14 protein-coding genes are annotated in these 17,230 nt (G+C 66.3%); 8 read left to right on the top strand and 6 right to left on the bottom strand.

Going from position 1 to position 17,230, the window contains the following annotated elements:
- Positions 1 to 115 precede the first annotated feature (115 nt).
- Positions 116 to 613 (bottom strand): methylated-DNA--[protein]-cysteine S-methyltransferase, encoded by a 498-nt coding sequence (locus EYZ64_RS22890; protein ID WP_135456986.1) that lies wholly within the window; start codon positions 611 to 613, stop codon positions 116 to 118.
- Complete coding sequence (locus EYZ64_RS22885; RefSeq protein ID WP_135456985.1) at positions 610 to 2,103, bottom strand: DNA-3-methyladenine glycosylase 2 family protein; 1,494 nt, start codon at positions 2,101 to 2,103, stop codon at positions 610 to 612. The genes EYZ64_RS22890 and EYZ64_RS22885 overlap by 4 nt, the downstream gene beginning before the upstream one ends.
- Before the next feature lie 87 nt (positions 2,104 to 2,190).
- Between EYZ64_RS22885 and glsA the strand changes: the two genes are divergently transcribed.
- Positions 2,191 to 3,474: a glutaminase A gene (gene glsA / locus EYZ64_RS22880; protein WP_135456982.1), complete on the top strand. Its 1,284-nt coding sequence runs from the start codon at positions 2,191 to 2,193 to the stop codon at positions 3,472 to 3,474.
- Here glsA and EYZ64_RS22875 read toward each other — a convergent pair.
- Positions 3,471 to 5,075, bottom strand: coding sequence for an adenylate/guanylate cyclase domain-containing protein (locus EYZ64_RS22875; RefSeq protein ID WP_135456979.1), 1,605 nt, complete (start codon positions 5,073 to 5,075; stop codon positions 3,471 to 3,473). The two genes, glsA and EYZ64_RS22875, sit on opposite strands and share 4 nt — an antisense overlap.
- A 46-nt stretch (positions 5,076 to 5,121) precedes the next feature.
- Between EYZ64_RS22875 and nucS the strand changes: the two genes are divergently transcribed.
- Together nucS and EYZ64_RS22865 are read left to right on the top strand one after the other, a co-directional pair.
- Positions 5,122 to 5,793 (top strand): endonuclease NucS, encoded by a 672-nt coding sequence (gene nucS / locus EYZ64_RS22870; protein ID WP_135456977.1) that lies wholly within the window; start codon positions 5,122 to 5,124, stop codon positions 5,791 to 5,793.
- Positions 5,793 to 6,074, top strand: a complete 282-nt coding sequence (locus EYZ64_RS22865; RefSeq protein ID WP_135456975.1) for an Rv1322 family protein — start codon at positions 5,793 to 5,795, stop codon at positions 6,072 to 6,074. Before nucS ends, EYZ64_RS22865 begins: the two co-directional genes overlap by 1 nt.
- Here the strand turns inward: EYZ64_RS22865 and mce are convergent.
- Entirely contained in the window at positions 6,071 to 6,547 is a 477-nt protein-coding gene (mce, locus tag EYZ64_RS22860; RefSeq protein ID WP_135456973.1) for a methylmalonyl-CoA epimerase, read from the bottom strand. The genes EYZ64_RS22865 and mce overlap by 4 nt on opposite strands.
- Before the next feature lie 83 nt (positions 6,548 to 6,630).
- Between mce and EYZ64_RS22855 the strand changes: the two genes are divergently transcribed.
- The 3 genes from EYZ64_RS22855 to EYZ64_RS22845 are packed head-to-tail and all read left to right on the top strand — an operon-like array spanning position 6,631 to position 9,200.
- Positions 6,631 to 7,821, top strand: a complete 1,191-nt coding sequence (locus EYZ64_RS22855) for an acetyl-CoA C-acetyltransferase (protein ID WP_135456971.1) — start codon at positions 6,631 to 6,633, stop codon at positions 7,819 to 7,821.
- A gap of 58 nt (positions 7,822 to 7,879) precedes the next feature.
- Positions 7,880 to 8,275, top strand: a complete 396-nt coding sequence (locus EYZ64_RS22850; protein WP_135456968.1) for a DUF3817 domain-containing protein — start codon at positions 7,880 to 7,882, stop codon at positions 8,273 to 8,275.
- Between the two features lie 13 nt (positions 8,276 to 8,288).
- On the top strand, positions 8,289 to 9,200 hold the full coding sequence (locus EYZ64_RS22845; protein ID WP_135456966.1) for a tetratricopeptide repeat protein: 912 nt from the start codon (positions 8,289 to 8,291) through the stop codon (positions 9,198 to 9,200).
- Positions 9,201 to 9,278: 78 nt separating this feature from the next.
- Here EYZ64_RS22845 and glgB read toward each other — a convergent pair whose 3' ends face one another.
- Positions 9,279 to 11,486: a 1,4-alpha-glucan branching protein GlgB gene (gene glgB / locus EYZ64_RS22840; RefSeq protein WP_135456964.1), complete on the bottom strand. Its 2,208-nt coding sequence runs from the start codon at positions 11,484 to 11,486 to the stop codon at positions 9,279 to 9,281.
- Between the two features lie 7 nt (positions 11,487 to 11,493).
- Positions 11,494 to 13,572 (bottom strand): alpha-1,4-glucan--maltose-1-phosphate maltosyltransferase, encoded by a 2,079-nt coding sequence (locus EYZ64_RS22835; RefSeq protein WP_135456962.1) that lies wholly within the window; start codon positions 13,570 to 13,572, stop codon positions 11,494 to 11,496.
- A 180-nt stretch (positions 13,573 to 13,752) separates the two neighbouring features.
- Here EYZ64_RS22835 and EYZ64_RS22830 point away from each other — a divergent pair, with 180 nt between their 5' ends.
- Both EYZ64_RS22830 and EYZ64_RS22825 read left to right on the top strand, forming a co-directional pair.
- Positions 13,753 to 16,374, top strand: a complete 2,622-nt coding sequence (locus tag EYZ64_RS22830; protein ID WP_135456960.1) for a glycosyltransferase family 1 protein — start codon at positions 13,753 to 13,755, stop codon at positions 16,372 to 16,374.
- Positions 16,371 to 17,219 carry a virginiamycin B lyase family protein gene (locus EYZ64_RS22825; RefSeq protein ID WP_135456958.1) on the top strand — a complete coding sequence of 283 codons (849 nt, stop codon included), beginning with the start codon at positions 16,371 to 16,373 and terminating at the stop codon, positions 17,217 to 17,219. The genes EYZ64_RS22830 and EYZ64_RS22825 overlap by 4 nt, the downstream gene beginning before the upstream one ends.
- The last annotated feature ends 11 nt before the right edge of the window (positions 17,220 to 17,230 follow it).

Genomic DNA, 17,230 nt, shown 5'->3' with positions numbered 1-17,230 from the left:
AGGACACCGCCGAACACAAATTAAGTCCCGAGCCCTCCAATTTCGATTGGAGGGCTCGGGCATTTTTGTATAAGGGACGTTTCAATTCTTGAAATGGAATTGAAACGTCCCTTACTCAATTAAACAGAGCCGGCGTCGTGCGGCTTTTCTCCAATTCCAACAATGCCCGCTTGCGGTCCAGGCCACCGCCGTAGCCGGTGAGACTGCCATTCGCACCGATCACCCGATGACACGGCACGATGATGCCGATCGGATTGTGCCCGTTGGCCAGACCGACGGCTCGCGATGCCGATGGTGAACCGATCTGCCGCGCGATCTCGCCGTATGAGCAGGTCTCGCCGTAGGGAATGGTCTGCAGGGCCTCCCACACCCGGCGTTGAAACTGCGTCCCCACCATGTCCAGCTCGAGGTCGAACTCGGTACGGTCGCCGGCGAAATAGGCGGACAGTTGATCGACGGCGTCTGAGAACGCCGTGTCATCGGCGTCCCAGCCTTCGCGGCTCGGTTCGTACGTCTGATCCACCATTCGTAGGTGCATCAGCTTTCCATCCCGGCCGGCCAGCGTGAGGAGGCCGACCGGGCTGTCCATGGTGCGGTAGTGCAGTGTCGTCATGACTTCTCCTGTCGATCGTTCGGGGGCCATTCGTTCACCGCGTGGTCCAGTGTGGTCCACAGGTGTTGTGTCGCATACGCGCGCCATGGCCGCCATCTGGTGCTGTGTTCCACGAGTCCGTCCGCGGGCAGGCCGAGGTGGCCGGCGGCCGCGCGTACACCGAGATCGGTGGAGGGGAAGGCATCTGGATCACCGAGGCCGCGCATGGCGATCACCTCCGTGGTCCATGGCCCCACCCCGGGAAGGGCAAGCAGCTGTTCACGGGCCCGCTCCCAGTCGCATCCCGGATCGAGGACGAGGTCGCCATCAGCGATGGCAGCGACCAGTGTTGTGACGGTCCGTTTCCTGGACGCCGGCATCGCCAGATCGTCGGGATTCAGGCCGGCGAGATCGGTGATGCTCGGAAATACGTGTGTCAGCCCTCCGGCCTCGTCCGTAACGGTGGTTCCGTAGCCGGCTACGAGGCGCCCGACATGTGTACTCGCCGCCTTGATGGACACCTGCTGGCCGATCACCACCCGGAGTGCGAGTTCGGATTCGTCGACGGTGCGCGGAATGCGTTGCCCGGGCGCCTTGGCCACGACAGCCGCGAGCCGAGGGTCGGCCTGGAGTGCTTCCACCACGGCCTCGGGATCGGCATCGAGGTCCAGCAGGCGTCGACACCGTGCGATGGCGGCCGCCAGGTCGCGGAAGTCCTCGAGTACCAACTGGCACCGGACATGGTCAGGCTGTGGCGTCAGGCTGACCACCCCATGGCCGTGTGGCAGCCGGAGGGTGCGCCGGTACTGCCCGTCGCGCACCTCTTCCACGCCCGGCACCACGCTGGCCGCCAGATGTCCGAACATCCCTTCGTACGCGAAAGGGGTGCGTACCGGCAGCCGTAGTGACACCACGCCGGGGGCAGCCGAGGCGTCGGCTGCGAATCGGTTGCGGGCCCGCAACCGCAGCTGAGTCGGCGTCAGATCGCAGACTGCGCGCACGGTGTCGTTGAACTGACGGATGCTGGCGAAACCTGCGGCAAACGCCACGTCGGCGAACGGCAGCTCGGTTGTCTCGATCAGTACCCGGGCTGTCTGGGTGCGTTGCGCCCGGGCCAATGCCAGGGGATTTGCCCCCAGCTCGGCCTGCATGATGCGTTGCAGCTGCCGGCTCGTGTAGCCGACGCGGGCGGCCAGGCCCGTCACCCCTTCGCGGTCCACGGTGCCATCGGCGATCAGCCGCATGCAGCGCGCCACGATGTCGCCCCGCACGTTCCATTCGGGAGAGCCGGGTGAGGCGTCGGGACGGCACCGTTTGCAGGCTCGAAAGCCAGCTGCCTGGGCGGCAGCCGCTGTTGGATAGAACCGCATATTGCGGGCAAAAGGCGGCCGCACCGGGCAGCTGGGACGGCAGTAGATGCCTGTGGTGAGCACGGCGGTGACGAACCAGCCGTCGAACCGCGCGTCCTTCGACTGGACTGCCCGGTAACAGCGATCGAAATCCTCGTGCATGAATTCCACGATGGCATGACATCCGGCACTTCACTAGCGGAAAAGCGACATGGTCGTGGGTGGGTGCCCGCGGTTAGACTGCGATCCGTGGCCGAGCTGGTGCAGCACTACCTGGACCGGATCCGTGCCGAGCAGATCGAACTGCGCGACGGCGCCCTGGCGAGCTATATCCCGGAACTCGCCAATGTCGACCCCGAGGGGTTCGGGCTGAGTCTGTCCTCCTCGGACGGCTATGTCTACGAATCCGGCGATACGGCAGTGGAATTCACCATCCAGTCCATCTCCAAGCCGTTCACGTACGCGCTGGCGCTGGACCAGATCGGCCAGGATGCCGTTGATGCCAGGATCGGCGTCGAACCCTCAGGTGAGGCGTTCAACGAGATCAGCGTCGACGATGTGACCAAGACACCGAAGAATCCGATGATCAATGCCGGTGCCATTGCGGCGGTTTCGCTGATCCCCGGGGCCGGCGCCGACGAGCGGTTCGACCGCATCCATGAGTTCTACTCGGCGTGTGCGGGCCGAAGGCTCGAGATCGACATGGATGTGTACGCCTCGGAGAAGGCGACCGGTAACCGCAATCGGGCGATCGCTTACATGTTGACCAGTTTCGGTGCGCTGGAAGGTGATCCGGACGAGGTCCTCGACGTGTACTTCCGGCAGTGTTCGGTCAAGGTGACGAGCACCGACCTGGCCCGGATGGCCGCCACCTTGGCCCGGGGCGGATTCAACCCGTTGACAGGTCGACGGGTGATCGATGCGAACGTGGTTCGGCGCACCCTCAGCGTGATGGTGACCTGCGGGATGTACGACGCGACAGGCGATTGGGTCAGCGCCGTCGGCATGCCCGCCAAGAGTGGTGTCGGCGGCGGGATCGTGGCGGTGCTACCTGGCCAGCTCGGCATCGGTGTCTACTCCCCGCGCCTGGATTCCCGTGGCAACAGCGTGCGTGGGGTACAGGTGTGCCGCAACCTTTCCGCGCAGCTGGGACTGCACTTCCTCACGGTCGGCCGTGAGTCGTCGTCGACCCTGCGGGCGGTGTTCGACGCCGGCCCGGGCATTCGGGTCTACGAGGTGCAGGGCGATCTGTTGTTCACCGGGGCCGAGCAGGTGTTGCGGACCGCCGAGCACGATCGTGGTGAATGGGAGGTCGCCGTGCTCGACGTCACCCGGGTCGATGACATCAACGATGCCGCGCGCGGCATGCTGACCGGAATGCGGGCAAGCCTGGCTGCGGCAGGTAAAGACGCCTATCTCGTCGACCCCGACGGCCGCGTGGTGCCGGCCGACCGGCGCGACGATTACGACGCCATCGTGTTCCGCACCGTCGACGAGGCAGTCGACGCAGCGCGGCAGTGGGGCGCCGGCTAGGCCGGTACGGCCACGCGGGTCGGCTCGCCCAGACCGCGTAGGTTTACCGATTCGCCCAGCGACCAACGGGCCCTTTCGGTTTCGGACGCGTTGGCGATGGTGTCCGATGACGCCACCAGGTGCCCGGGCACTTGCTTCGAGAAATCGCACAGCCGTGCGGCCTCGTTGACCGGCTCCCCGATCACGGTGTACTCGAAGCGTTGCTTGGCGCCGACGTTGCCCGCCACCACCTGGCCGGCCGCCACTCCGATGCCTGCCTCGAGCTCGGGCACCTCGATACGCAGCCGCCGCGCGATCGCCCGTGCGGCCCCGAGTGCCTCGTCCTCGGGGTTGGGCAGCGAGACCGGTGCCCCGAACACCGCCAGTATTGCGTCGCCTTCGAACTTGTTGACCAGGCCGCGGTGGTTGTCGACCTCGTCGACGATGACGGCGAAGAACCGGTTGAGCAGATCGACCACCTCGACCGCGGGACGCGTGGTGACCAGCTGCGTCGAGCCGATCACGTCGACGAAAATCACTGCGGCGTGGCGTTCCTCGCCGCCGAGGACGGGCTTCTCCTGCTCGGCCAGTGCGGCGACCTCGCGGCCGACATGTCGGCCGAACAGATCGCGGACGCGTTCGCGTTCGCGCAGGCCGTGCACCATCGAGTTGAATCCCCGTTGCAGCTGGCCCAGTTCGGTGCCGTCGAACACCACCAGGTTGGTGTCCAGATCGCCCTGTTCGACACGGTTGAGGGCCGCACGCACGACGCGGATCGGAGTTGCGGTCAGATACGACAGGATCCACATCAGCAGGAAACCGAACACCAGCGCAAACGAGCCGAGGCCGATGACGGCGTAGGCGAATTGCGTCGGAGTCAGGTTGTTGAGTGTCAGGGCGAACATCGCGGCCAGCATGATGCCCAAGATGGGAACGCCCGAGCTCAGCGCCCACACCACCATGGTGCGGCCCATGATGCCCGGCGCCAGCCGTACCGGCGGCGGGCCTGCCTCCAGTGCCTGCGCGGCAACCGGCCGCAGCGCGAACTCGGTGAACAGATGGCAGCTGACCGACACCACAATTCCCGGAAAGGTGATGCCCAGCAGGAACTTCGGAATGTAATTGGTGTCGACGAGCCCGTACAGCGTTGTCAGCAGGGCGGCGCCGAGACCCCACAGGACAAGCAGCACGCGGGTGAGCCGGAACGGGGCGAAGAAGGTGTTGCGCTGATCGGCAATGGTGGGGGGTCGTTCTTCGATGGCCCAGCGCACGTTGTCGATCACCCGCGTCGTCGCCCAGAACACCCCGACGATCAGCGCCATGGCCATGTAGACGGGGGCCACGATGAAGGTGATCCAGCGGACCGGCGGAGCGAACACGTCGGGCGCCGGGAACAGCAGCGTGACGATGATCATCGAGATGCCGATGCCGAGCAGATTCCCGGCAATCACGAACGTCGTGAGGATCGCCTGGATGCGCACCCTGCGGCGGCGCTGACTTTCCGATACCCGGCCCAGCACCCACGATCCGTATTCCGGAGTGATCGGGAGCCTGCTGTTCTGGCGGGTGACGCCTTCAAGCACCCGGCCCAGCCGTCGTGCCAGCGATTTGTCGGAGTTCATTGTGGCGACAGCCTAGTTCGTTCCAGATGCCCTTAAGGTGGATCGGGTGCGCCTCGTGATTGCCCAGTGCACCGTCGACTATGTCGGGCGGCTGACCGCCCACCTCCCATCGGCCCGCCGGCTGTTGTTGTTCAAGTCCGACGGTTCGATCAGTGTCCATGCCGACGATCGCGCCTACAAGCCGCTGAACTGGATGAGTCCGCCGTGCTGGCTCACCGAGGATGACAACGACGGTGTGCCGGTGTGGGTGGTCAAGAACAAGGCCGGTGAGCAGCTGCGCATCACGGTCGAGGACGTCGAACACGACTCCAGCCACGAACTCGGGGTCGACCCCGGCCTGGTGAAGGACGGCGTGGAGGCGCACCTGCAGGTACTGCTGGCCGAACATGTCGAGCTGCTCGGCGCGGGCTACACACTGGTGCGCCGCGAGTACCCGACTGCCATCGGCCCGGTCGACCTGATGTGTCGTGACGAGCTGGGCCGCTCGGTGGCCGTGGAGATCAAGCGCCGTGGGGAGATCGACGGTGTGGAACAGCTGACGCGCTACCTCGAACTGCTCAACCGCGATACCGTGCTGGCCCCGGTGGCCGGCGTGTTCGCCGCCCAGCAGATCAAACCGCAGGCCCGAACTCTGGCCACCGACCGTGGAATCCGTTGTGTGACTTTGGATTATGACCAGATGCGGGGCATGGACAGCGACGAATACCGGCTGTTCTGATGCGCCGTCGGCCCCGCGAACACCGTCGGCTGGCGCCATTGCCGCCGACGCGTCGGGTCGAGACCGGGCCCGATGGTTACGACTACGAGGTGCGGGTCGTGGCCGCCTCGCGCGCGGTGAAGGTTTATCGATGCCCGGGATGTGACCACGAGATCCGCGTGGCGACCGCGCACGTGGTGGTGGTGCCGATCGACGTCGGCGATATCGATGACCGCAGGCATTGGCACACCGCCTGCTGGGCGAATCGGGTCAATCGCGGCCCGACGAGGAAGTGGTCTTAGTGCTCTGAATCCGCGGCCGGTTCGACCAGCTCGATCAGCACGCCGCCGGCGTCCTTCGGGTGGATGAAGTTGATGCGCGAGTTGGCCGTGCCCTTTCGGGGGGCCTCGTAGAGCAGTCGAACGCCCTGGCTGCGCAGGCGCTCACTCAGTGCGTCGATGTCGCTGGTCCGGTAGGCCAGCTGCTGCAGGCCGGGGCCGCTTCGATCGATGAACTTGGCGATCGTCGACTTCTCGTTCAACGGGGCCAGCAGCTGGATCTGGGCGCTGCCCTTGGCGGCGCCGCGCACCGAGAGCATGGCCTCGCGCACGCCCTGCTCCTCGTTGATCTCCTCGTGCAGGACGATCATGCCGAGGTTGTCGTGGTACCACTTGGCCGCGGCATCCAGATCGGGAACGGCGATACCGACGTGATCGATCGCCGTCACCAGCGCGGAAGCGAGGGCGGGACGGGCATCAACCTGATCGGCGGTCATAACGTAACGGTAACCTCTACCTGAATGTTTGCGTATGTGTGATCGCCCACACAGCTCTTGGACCCTGGCTATGGAGGTAGGAAATGACTGCGGAATCTCGCACGTCGGTGATCGTTGCTGGAGCGCGTACTCCGGTCGGCAAGTTGATGGGCTCGCTGAAGGATTTTTCCGGCAGTGACCTGGGGGCAATCGCAATCCGCGGTGCCCTGGAGAAGGCCAAGGTTGATGCTTCGCTGGTCGACTACGTGATCATGGGCCAGGTGCTGACCGCGGGTGCCGGGCAGATGCCCGCCCGCCAGTCAGCGGTGGCCGCCGGTATCGGCTGGGACGTGCCCGCGCTGAGCATCAACAAGATGTGCCTTTCGGGCATCGATGCCATCGCCCTTGCCGACCAGCTGATCCGCGCCGGTGAGTTCGAGGTTGTCGTCGCCGGTGGCCAGGAATCGATGAGCCAGGCCCCGCACCTGCTGCCCAAGAGCCGTGAGGGCTACAAGTACGGCGATGCGACGCTGGTCGACCACCTGGCTTATGACGGTCTGCACGACGTGTTCACCGACCAGCCGATGGGGGCGCTCACCGAGCAGCGCAACGACGTCGACAAGTTCACCCGCGCTGAGCAGGACGAGTTTGCGGCCCAGTCGCACCAGAAGGCCGCCGCGGCATGGAAGGACGGGGTGTACGCCGACGAGGTGGTGCCGGTGTCGATCCCGCAGCGCAAGGGCGACCCGATCGAGTTCGCCGAGGACGAGGGAATCCGGGCCAACACCACGGCCGAATCGCTCGGTGGCCTGCGCCCGGCTTTCCGCAAGGACGGCACCATCACCGCCGGCTCGTCGTCGCAGATCTCCGACGGTGCGGCCGCGGTCGTGGTGATGAGCAAGGCCAAGGCTCAGGAGCTGGGCCTGGACTGGCTGTGCGAGATCGGTGCACACGGTGTGGTGGCCGGTCCGGACTCCACGTTGCAGAGCCAGCCGGCCAACGCGATCAAGAAGGCCGTCGAGCGTGAGGGCATCAGCGTCGATCAGTTGGACGTCCTCGAGATCAACGAGGCGTTCGCTGCGGTGTCGCTGGCCTCGATCAAGGAGCTGGGCGTTGATCCGGCAAAGGTGAACGTCAACGGCGGCGCTATCGCGATCGGTCACCCGATCGGCATGTCGGGTGCCCGCATCACGCTGCATGCGGCGCTGGAACTGGCCCGCAAGGGGTCCGGCTACGCGGTGGCCGCGCTCTGTGGTGCCGGTGGCCAGGGCGATGCGCTGATCCTTCGTCGCTGACAGCTAATCGGCGAATTACAACGACGCTGTGTAGTAGCTGGCGCCACGGTTGGGCACAATGGTGGCCATGGCAAGCACATTCGATGTCCGTACCGAAGCCGGCCGGTTCCGTCTGGTGGCGATCGCCGAGGCGATCAGCTGGGCCGGTCTGCTGATCGGCATGTACTTCAAGCGGGTCCATTCGTCGGGCACCGAGATCGGGGTGCAGGTCTTCGGGCCGGTGCACGGAGTGCTGTTCCTGGCGTACCTGTTCACCGCGCTGATGGTCGCAATGGCTGTCGGCTGGAGTGCCCGGACGTGGATTCTGGCGTTGCTGGGCAGCATCGTGCCATTGGGCAGTGTGATCTTTGTCATGTGGGCTGATCGCGCTGGCCGGTTGGTTTCGGGCGCGGAGTCGGGTGATGCTCCGGCCGCGGTGTCGCAACCGGGCGGCGCCCTGCGGGAAACAACGTGACAGACTTGGTGACGTGACTCGTCCACGACCTTCTGTGGGGCCGGCGCTGGCCGGCGCGGTTGACCTCTCGGCACTCAAGCAGCGGCCCGCCGCGGCCGGTTCGGGCGGCGGCAGTCCCAGCCCGGCCGGCGGCCCGAATGTCACCGAGGTCAACGAAGCCAACTTCGAAGCCGAGGTGCTGGTCCGCTCGGGCCAGGTGCCGGTAGTGGTGCTGCTGTGGTCGCCGCGCAGCGATTCCAGCGCCGCGCTGGGGGACACCCTGGCAGGTCTGGCTGCGGCCGACAACGGCAAATGGTCACTGGCGCTGGTCAACGTCGACACCACTCCGCGAGTGGCGCAGATGTTCGGAATCCAGGGCGTGCCGACCGTCGTCGCGCTCGCCGGAGGACAGCCGATCGCCAGCTTCCAGGGCTCGCAACCGGCCGACGAACTCCGTCGCTGGGTCGATTCGCTGCTCGAGGCGACCGCGGGCAAGCTGACCGGATCCGGTTCCGGTGACGATGAGCCTGAGCAGGTCGATCCCGAACTGGCCGCGGCCAGAGCTGCTCTCGACGAAGGCGACTTCGCCGCCGCGTCGGCTGCTTATCAGGCAATCCTCGATGCCCAGCCCAACCACGCCGAGGCCAAGGGCGCGGTGCGGCAGATCGCATTCCTGGAGCGGGCAAGCGCCCAGCGCCCCGACGCGGTGGCCGCGGCCGACGCTGCTCCCGACGACATCGAGGCGGCACTCGCCGCTGCCGACGCCGAGATCCTGGCCCAGAACGTGTCAGCGGCGTTCGATCGGCTCATCGCGCTTATCAAGCGCACTGCGGGCGACGACCGGACCACGGTGCGGACCCGGCTCGTCGAGCTGTTCGACCTGTTCGACCCGGCCGATCCCGACGTGGTCGCGGGTCGTCGCAATCTGGCCAACGCGCTGTACTGATTTTCGTTCGCCGAACAGACACAAAGCTGCCGCTACTCGCCTGAAATTGGGCAGTTTTGTGTCTGCTGGCGGGACAAGTCAGGCGGGCTCGAACCACAGCATCGCCAGCGGCGGCAGCACCATCACCGCCGAGGCCGGGCGGCCGTGCCACGGCTCGTCGGTGGCCTGCACCACGCCGAAGTTCCCGATGCCCGACCCGTTGTAGATGGTCGCGTCGGTGTTGAGTACCTCCTGCCAGGCACCAGCGTGCGGCAGGCCCAGCCGGTACTCGCTGTGCTCACTCCCGGCGAAGTTGACCACGCAGGCCAGCACGGAACCGTCGGCGCCGAACCGTAGGAAGCTCAGCACGTTGTTGGCCGAGTCGTTCGCGTCGATCCAGGAGTAGCCCTCGGGGCTGGTGTCGCGGCTCCACAGCGCCGGGTGGCGCCGATAGATGCCGTTGAGATCGCGCACCAATCGCTGCACGCCGCCGGAGAAGCCCTGCTCGTCGAGTTGGAACCAATCCAGTCCGCGTTCCTCCGACCATTCGGCCCGCTGCCCGAATTCCTGGCCCATGAACAGCAGTTGCTTACCGGGGTGGGCCCACTGATAGGCCAGCAGGCTGCGCAGCCCCGCCGCCTTGGCGTGGTCGTCACCGGGCATCCGGCCCCACAGCGTGCCCTTGCCGTGCACGACCTCGTCGTGGCTGATCGGCAGCACGTAGTTCTCGCTGAACGCGTACAGCATCGAGAACGTCATCTCGTGATGGTGATAGCTGCGGTGCACCGGGTCATGGCTGACGTAGTCGAGCGTGTCGTTCATCCAGCCCATGTTCCATTTCATCGAGAAACCAAGGCCGCCAAGGTTGGTCGGGCGGGTGACACCGGGCCAGGAGGTCGACTCCTCGGCGATGGTGACGATTCCCGGGGTCACCTTGTGCACGGTGGCGTTCATCTCCTGCAGGAACTGCACCGCCTCCAGATTCTCCCGACCACCGTGGATATTGGGCGTCCAGCCGCCCTCGGGGCGGGAGTAGTCGAGGTAGAGCATCGAGGCGACGGCGTCTACCCGGAGTCCGTCGACGTGATATTCCTTCAGCCAGTACAAGGCGTTGGCGACCAGGAAGTTGCGCACCTCGGGCCGGCCGAAGTCGAAAACGTAGGTGCCCCAGTCGAGCTGCTCGCCGCGATGCGGGTCGGAATGCTCGTAGAGCGGGGTGCCGTCGAATCGGCCCAGCGCCCACGCGTCCTTGGGGAAGTGGGCAGGGACCCAGTCGACGATCACTCCGATCCCGGCCCGATGCAGCGAATCCACGAGATACCGGAAGTCGTCGGGAGTTCCCAGGCGTGAGGTCGGGGCGTAGTAGGACGTGACCTGGTAGCCCCACGAGCCGCCGAACGGATGCTCGGCCACCGGGAGCAGTTCGACGTGGGTGAAGCCCTGCTCCACAACGTAATCGGGCAGCTCGGTGGCCAGTTGCCGGTAACTGAGCCCCGGGCGCCAGGACATCAGGTGCACCTCGTAGGTACTCATCGGTTCGAAAACCGGGTTCTGCGCGGCGCGACGGGCCATCCACATTCCGTCGTTCCAGGTGTAGGAGCTGGTGGTGACCCGGGATGCGGTTTGCGGTGGTACCTCGGTGGCGAATGCCATCGGGTCGGCGCGGTCGGTGGTCACTCCGCCGGCGCCGTGTACGCGGAATTTGTACAGGCCGCCGACGGGGAACCCGGGCCAGAACAGTTCCCATACCCCAGAGGACCCCAGCACGCGCATCTGCGCCTCGTTGCCATCCCAGTGGTTGAAGTCACCGATCACGCTGACGCCCTTGGCATTCGGTGCCCATACTGCGAACGAGACACCGTCCACCACCCCGTCGGGGGTGGTGAAGCTGCGCGGGTGCGCGCCCAGGATCTCCCAGAGGCGTTCGTGGCGGCCCTCGGCGAACAGATGCAGGTCCAGTTCACCGAGGGTGGGCAGGAACCGGTAGGCGTCGGCGGTGGTGTGGGTGAAGATCGTGTCGTCGGCACCCGGATAGCCGATCTCCAGGCGGTAGTCGGCAAGGTTGGTGAACGGAACGGACACCGCGAAAAGCCCGGAGTCGATGTGCTGCAGTGGGAATCGATCACCGCCGATCACCGCCACGACCTTGGAGGCGTGTGGGCGGAAGGCCCGGATCACGGTCCGGCCGTTGAATTCATGGGCGCCGAGCACCGAATGCGGATCGTGGTGTTGACCGATCAGCAGCCGCTGGATGTCGGTGGGGTCGGGTCGCAGATGTAGGTCGGTGAGGTGGTTGCTTCTTGTCATCTCGTTCTCATTCCCTGCGTAGCAAGCCCAGTCGTTGCTCATAGGGTACGAGCGGCATGTTCAACACGTGCGCCACCGCCTTGGCGGGATCGATGCGCACGTAATTCGACTGCCCCCATTGGTATTCCTCGCCGGTGATCTCGTCACGTACCCAGAACCGGTCATGTGCTTCCATACCCAGTGCACCCATGTTCAACCACAACGTGGCTTCCTCCGGGCTGAACGGGTTGAGGGTGACCACCACGAGCACGGTGTCTCCGGTGATCGGGTCGAACTTGCTGTAGGCGAGCAGTGCGTCGTTGTCCACGTGGTGGAAGGTCAGGGTCCGCAGCTGGCGCAGCGCGGGGTGCAGGCGCCGGATCTCGTTGAGGCGGGTCACGAATGGCTCAAGCGAGCGGCCCTCGGCCAGCGCGGCCGCGAAGTCGCGGGGGCGCAGTTCGTATTTCTCGGAGTCGAGGTACTCCTCGCTGCCCTCCCGGACGGCCCGGTGCTCGAACAGTTCGAAACCGGAGTACATGCCCCACGACGGGCTCATCGTGGCGGCCAGTACCGCGCGGATCGCGAACATGCCCGGACCGCCGTGCTGCAGTGACTCGTGCAGGATGTCGGGGGTGTTGACCCAGAGGCTGGGCCGTGCGTTGTCGGCGTTCGCGGTGATCTCGTTGCCGAATTCGGTGAGCTCCCACTTGTTGGTCCGCCAGGTGAAGTATGTGTAGGACTGGGTGAACCCGCGTTTGGCCAGGCCGTAGAGCCGCGCCGGTCGGGTGAACGCCTCGGACAGGAACAGCACGTCCGGATCCTCGTTCTTGACCTCGGCGATCAGCCAGACCCAGAAGTTCGGCGGCTTGGTGTGCGGGTTGTCGACACGAAAGATCTTGACGCCGTGTGAGATCCAGAAGCGCACCACTCGTAGCACCTCGTGGTACAGGCCGGCGGGATCATTGTCGAAGTTGAGCGGATAGATGTCCTGGTATTTCTTGGGCGGGTTCTCCGCGTAGGCGATGGTGCCGTCGGGTAACACCGTGAACCACTCCGGATGTGCAGCGGCCCAAGGATGATCGGGCGCGCACTGCAGCGCCAGGTCCAGCGCCACCTCGACACCCTGCTTGCGGGCGGCGGCTACGAAGGCATCGAAGTCGTCGATCGTCCCCAGTGCAGGGTGCACGGCGTCATGGCCGCCCTCGTCGCTGCCGATCGCCCACGGCGACCCGACGTCATCCGGCGCGGCGGTCACCGCGTTGTTGCGGCCCTTGCGATGCACTTTGCCGATGGGGTGGACGGGCGGCAGGTAGACGATGTTGAAACCCATGCGGGCGATCCGGGGGAGCTGCCCGGCGGCGGTGGCGAACGTTCCGTGCACCGGATGCCCGGCCTTGTCCCAACCGCCCGTGGACCGCGGGAACACCTCGTACCACGAAGAGAACCGGGCCAGCGGCCGGTCCACCCAGACGCCGTATTGCTCACCGCGGGTGACCAACTCGCGCAGGGGATACTGGTCGAGCAGTTCGGTGACCTCGTCGGACAGCGCCGCCCCGGCACGCAGGAACGGGTCGCCGGGAGTACGAAGCGCCGCGGCCGCCTCGATCATCGGATCGCGCAGTTTGCGGGGCACCCCGGCGGCGGCACGCTCGAGCAGGCGCGCTCCGATCAGCAGGTCGTTGGACAACTCGGCCTCACTCTGCCCGGCGCCCAATTTGGCCTCGACCGCGTGCCGCCAGGTGGTCAGCGGATCGCCCCAGCCGTCGACCCGGTAAGTCCACAGTCCGACGCTGTCGGGGGTGAACTGGCCGTGGAAGACATCGGGCGTGTGCCCGGTGGACATGGGCAGGGCCTGCGGCTTGATGCGCTGTGCGGGACGCATCACCGCATCGATCGACGCGGGTACCGCCGCGGTGCCGGGTCCGGTGGCCAGCCGCGGGTAATCGGTGCCGAGATAACGCACCACGAGGGTGGCCGCGACCGCGTCATGGCCTTCGCGCCAAACGGTGGCCCGCACCGGCACCACCTCGCCGACGACGGCTTTCGCCGGGAACTGCCCGCCGAAGACCACAGGCGCGACATCGTCGATTCCGATCCGACCGGCCACCCATCCACTCCTCACATCGTCTCGGTCAAGCGGCTGTCTCTCGTGCACTCGCCTTGTCGCGTCTGATACCCACCGTAATGGGCTGCCCAATCTCGCGGGCGTTAAGCGTGACGTGAACGGCCTCTGTACGGATGCCGCTCACCGCTGCGCGAACCGGAATTGTCAGTAAGGTTGGATCGCGTGAAAGCCCTCCGAAGGTTCACCGTCCGCGCGCACCTTCCCGAGCGGTTGGCGGCGCTGGAACGGCTGTCGATCAACCTGCGCTGGTCGTGGCACAAGCCGACCCAGGATCTGTTTGCTGTCATCGACGCCGACCTGTGGGAGCAGACCAGCGGCGACCCGGTGGCGCTGCTGGGGGCCGTCAGCCCGAAACGGCTCGACGAACTGGCCGCTGACGAATCGTTCCTGGGCCGACTCGATGAGCTGGCCGCCGACCTGGACAACTATCTGAGCCGCCCGCTGTGGTACCAGCAGCAGATCATCGACGGGGTCGAGATGCCGAAGGGCATCGCGTATTTCTCGATGGAGTTCGGTGTCGCCGAGGTGCTGCCCAACTACTCCGGCGGTCTGGGCATCCTGGCCGGTGACCATCTGAAGTCCGCATCGGATCTGGGTCTGCCGTTGGTCGCGGTTGGCCTGTACTACCGCTCGGGTTACTTCCGGCAATCCCTGACCGCTGACGGTTGGCAGCATGAGACCTACCCGTCGCTGGACCCGCAGGGGCTGCCGCTGCGGCTGCTCACCGACGCGGCCGGGGCGCCGGTGCTGGTCACGCTGGCGCTGCCCGATGCCCGTGAGCTGCGAGCCCGGGTGTGGATCGCGCAGGTGGGCCGGATTCCGCTGCTGCTGCTCGATTCCGACGTCCCGGAAAACGAGCACGAACTGCGCAGTGTCACCGACCGGTTGTACGGCGGCGACCAGGAACACCGCATCAAGCAGGAGATCCTGGCCGGTATCGGCGGGGTGCGCGCGATCAGGGCGTTCACCGAGATCGAGAACCTGCCCGCCCCCGAGGTGTTCCACATGAACGAGGGCCATGCCGGCTTCCTCGGCGTGGAACGTATCCGCGAACTGGTCGCAGCGGGGCTGGAATTCGACACCGCACTGACCGTGGTGCGGTCATCGACGGTATTCACCACCCACACCCCGGTCCCGGCCGGCATCGACCGGTTCCCGGTCGAGATGATCAGGCGCTACTTCGGGAGCCCAGCCGATGAGCGCTCGCGCGAAGAACATCAATGGAGCGGACCGCCCGACAGTCGCCTGCTGCCCGGTGTGCCGTTGGAGCGGGTGGTCGCGTTCGGTGCCGAGGACGATCCGTCGAAGTTCAACATGGCGCACATGGGCCTTCGGCTGGCACAGCGGGCCAACGGGGTTTCGCTGTTGCACGGCCGGGTCAGTCGGGCGATGTTCAACGACCTGTGGCCGGGATTCGACCGGGCCGAGGTGCCGATCGGATCGATCACCAACGGTGTGCATGCCCCGACCTGGGCGGCCCCGCAGTGGTTGGCCCTGGGCCGGGAGCTGATCGGCTCGGAGGCCGCAGAACCGGCGGTGTGGGAGCGGCTACAGGAGGTGGAGCCGGGGCACATGTGGTGGATCCGCTCCCAGCTGCGCGAGACGCTGATCGGTGACGTGCGTGCCCGCCTGCGCCGCTCCTGGCTGGAGCGCGGTGCGTCCGAAGCCGAACTGGGCTGGATCGCAACGGCTTTCGATCCGGAGGTGCTGACCGTCGGGTTCGCCCGACGGGTGCCCACCTACAAGCGGCTGACGCTGATGCTGCGGGACCCGGAGCGGCTGGAGAAACTGCTGCTCGACGGCAAGCGGCCGGTGCAGTTGATCGTAGCGGGTAAGTCGCACCCGGCCGACGACGGCGGCAAGGCGCTCATCCAGCAGATCGTGCGGTTCGCCGACCGGCCGGAGGTGCGGCACCGGATCGCGTTCCTGCCGGACTACGACATGTCGATGGCCCGGCTGCTGTACTGGGGTTGCGATGTCTGGCTGAACAATCCGCTGCGTCCGTTGGAGGCCTGCGGGACGTCGGGCATGAAGAGTGCGCTCAATGGCGGGTTGAATCTGTCGATCCGTGACGGCTGGTGGGACGAGTGGTACGACGGCGACAACGGATGGGAGATCCCGACCGCCGACGGAGTCGACGACGAGGCCCGTCGCGACGACCTGGAGGCCGCCGCTCTCTACGACCTCCTCGAACACGCCGTCACGCCGAAGTTCTACGAGCGCGACGAGCACGGGGTGCCGACCCGCTGGGTCGAGATGGTGCGCCACACGCTGCAGGTGCTCGGGCCGAAGGTACTGGCCTCGCGCATGGTGCGGGACTACACCGAGAAGTACTACCTGCCGGCCGCGCAGTCGTTGCGCGAGACCGTCGAGGCCACCTCGGGGGAGCCGTTCGGTGCGGCCCGGGAATTGGCCGAATACCGGCGGCGGGCGCAGGAGGCCTGGCCGAAGATTCAGATCACCGACGTGGACAGCTACGGCCTGCCCGACACGCCGCTGTTGGGGTCGCAGCTGACGCTGACCGCCACGGTGCAATTGGCCGGCCTGCGGCCCGACGAAGTCACGGTGCAGGCCGTGCTGGGCCGGGTGGATGCCGGCGACGTGATCCTGAATCCGGTGACTGTGCCGATGGCGCACACCGGTTCGGCAGACGGCGGTACCGAGGTGTTCTCGACGAGCACACCGCTGCCGGTGGCCGGGCCGGTTGGCTACACCGTGCGGGTGTTGCCGCACCATCGGCTGCTGACCGCTGACAACGAGCTCGGACTGGTGGCGCTGGCTTGAGTAAGGCGCTCAAAGTTCAGCTCGACGGCGGACCGTACGCGCTGGCTGCCGGAAGTGACGGAGCGATGTGGGTGACCTTGGTGCACAGTGGCGCCGTCGCCCGGGTTTCGCCCACCGGCGAGGTCAGCACGTACTCGGTCGGAGAATGCTCCCGTCCGTCGATCATCGCGGCCGGACCGGACGGGGCACTGTGGTTCACCCGGTCCGGCGACGATCGGATCGGCCGGATAACCACGGCGGGGGAGTTGAGTTCTTTCGAATTGCCCGGGGGCAGTGCCCCTTTCGGGATCACCGCGGGACCCGACGATGCGTTGTGGTTCACCACGATGTCGTCCGGCGAGATCGGCAGGATCGGCACCGACGGCGAGATCTCCACCGCGGTCACTGTCGGCGGGATGCCGTCGATGATCACCAAGGGGCCTGACGACGCGTTGTGGTTCACGCTCAACGAGACCGGCGCGGTGGGCCGGCTGACCGTTGACGGATCCCTCAAGGTACGCGAATTGCCCACTGCCGCAGCCGGTCCTGTCGGTATCGCGGCCACCCATGACGACGCGGTGTGGTTCACCGAGATCCGCGCGGACAAGATCGGCCGAATCCCGGTCGGCGATGCGATCCAGGAATTGGATCTGCCGGGCAAGCCGCATGCGGTGGTCGCCGACCCGACCGACGGAGTGTGGGTCAGCTTGTGGGGCGCCGACCAGATCGCCCGGATCAGCGGAGACGGGGACGTGGTGACCATCGATCTGCCGTCCGGCAGCGAACCGCACGGGTTGGCGATCGGTCCCGACGGTGCCTGCTGGGTGGCGCTGGAGTGTGGATTCGTCCTGAAAATGCCCACCTGAGTGCGCAGGCG

The organism is Mycobacterium sp. DL99, from assembly GCF_004762045.1.
Lineage (GTDB): Bacteria > Actinomycetota > Actinomycetes > Mycobacteriales > Mycobacteriaceae > Mycobacterium.
This window is presented reverse-complemented; position numbering and strand designations above follow the sequence as displayed.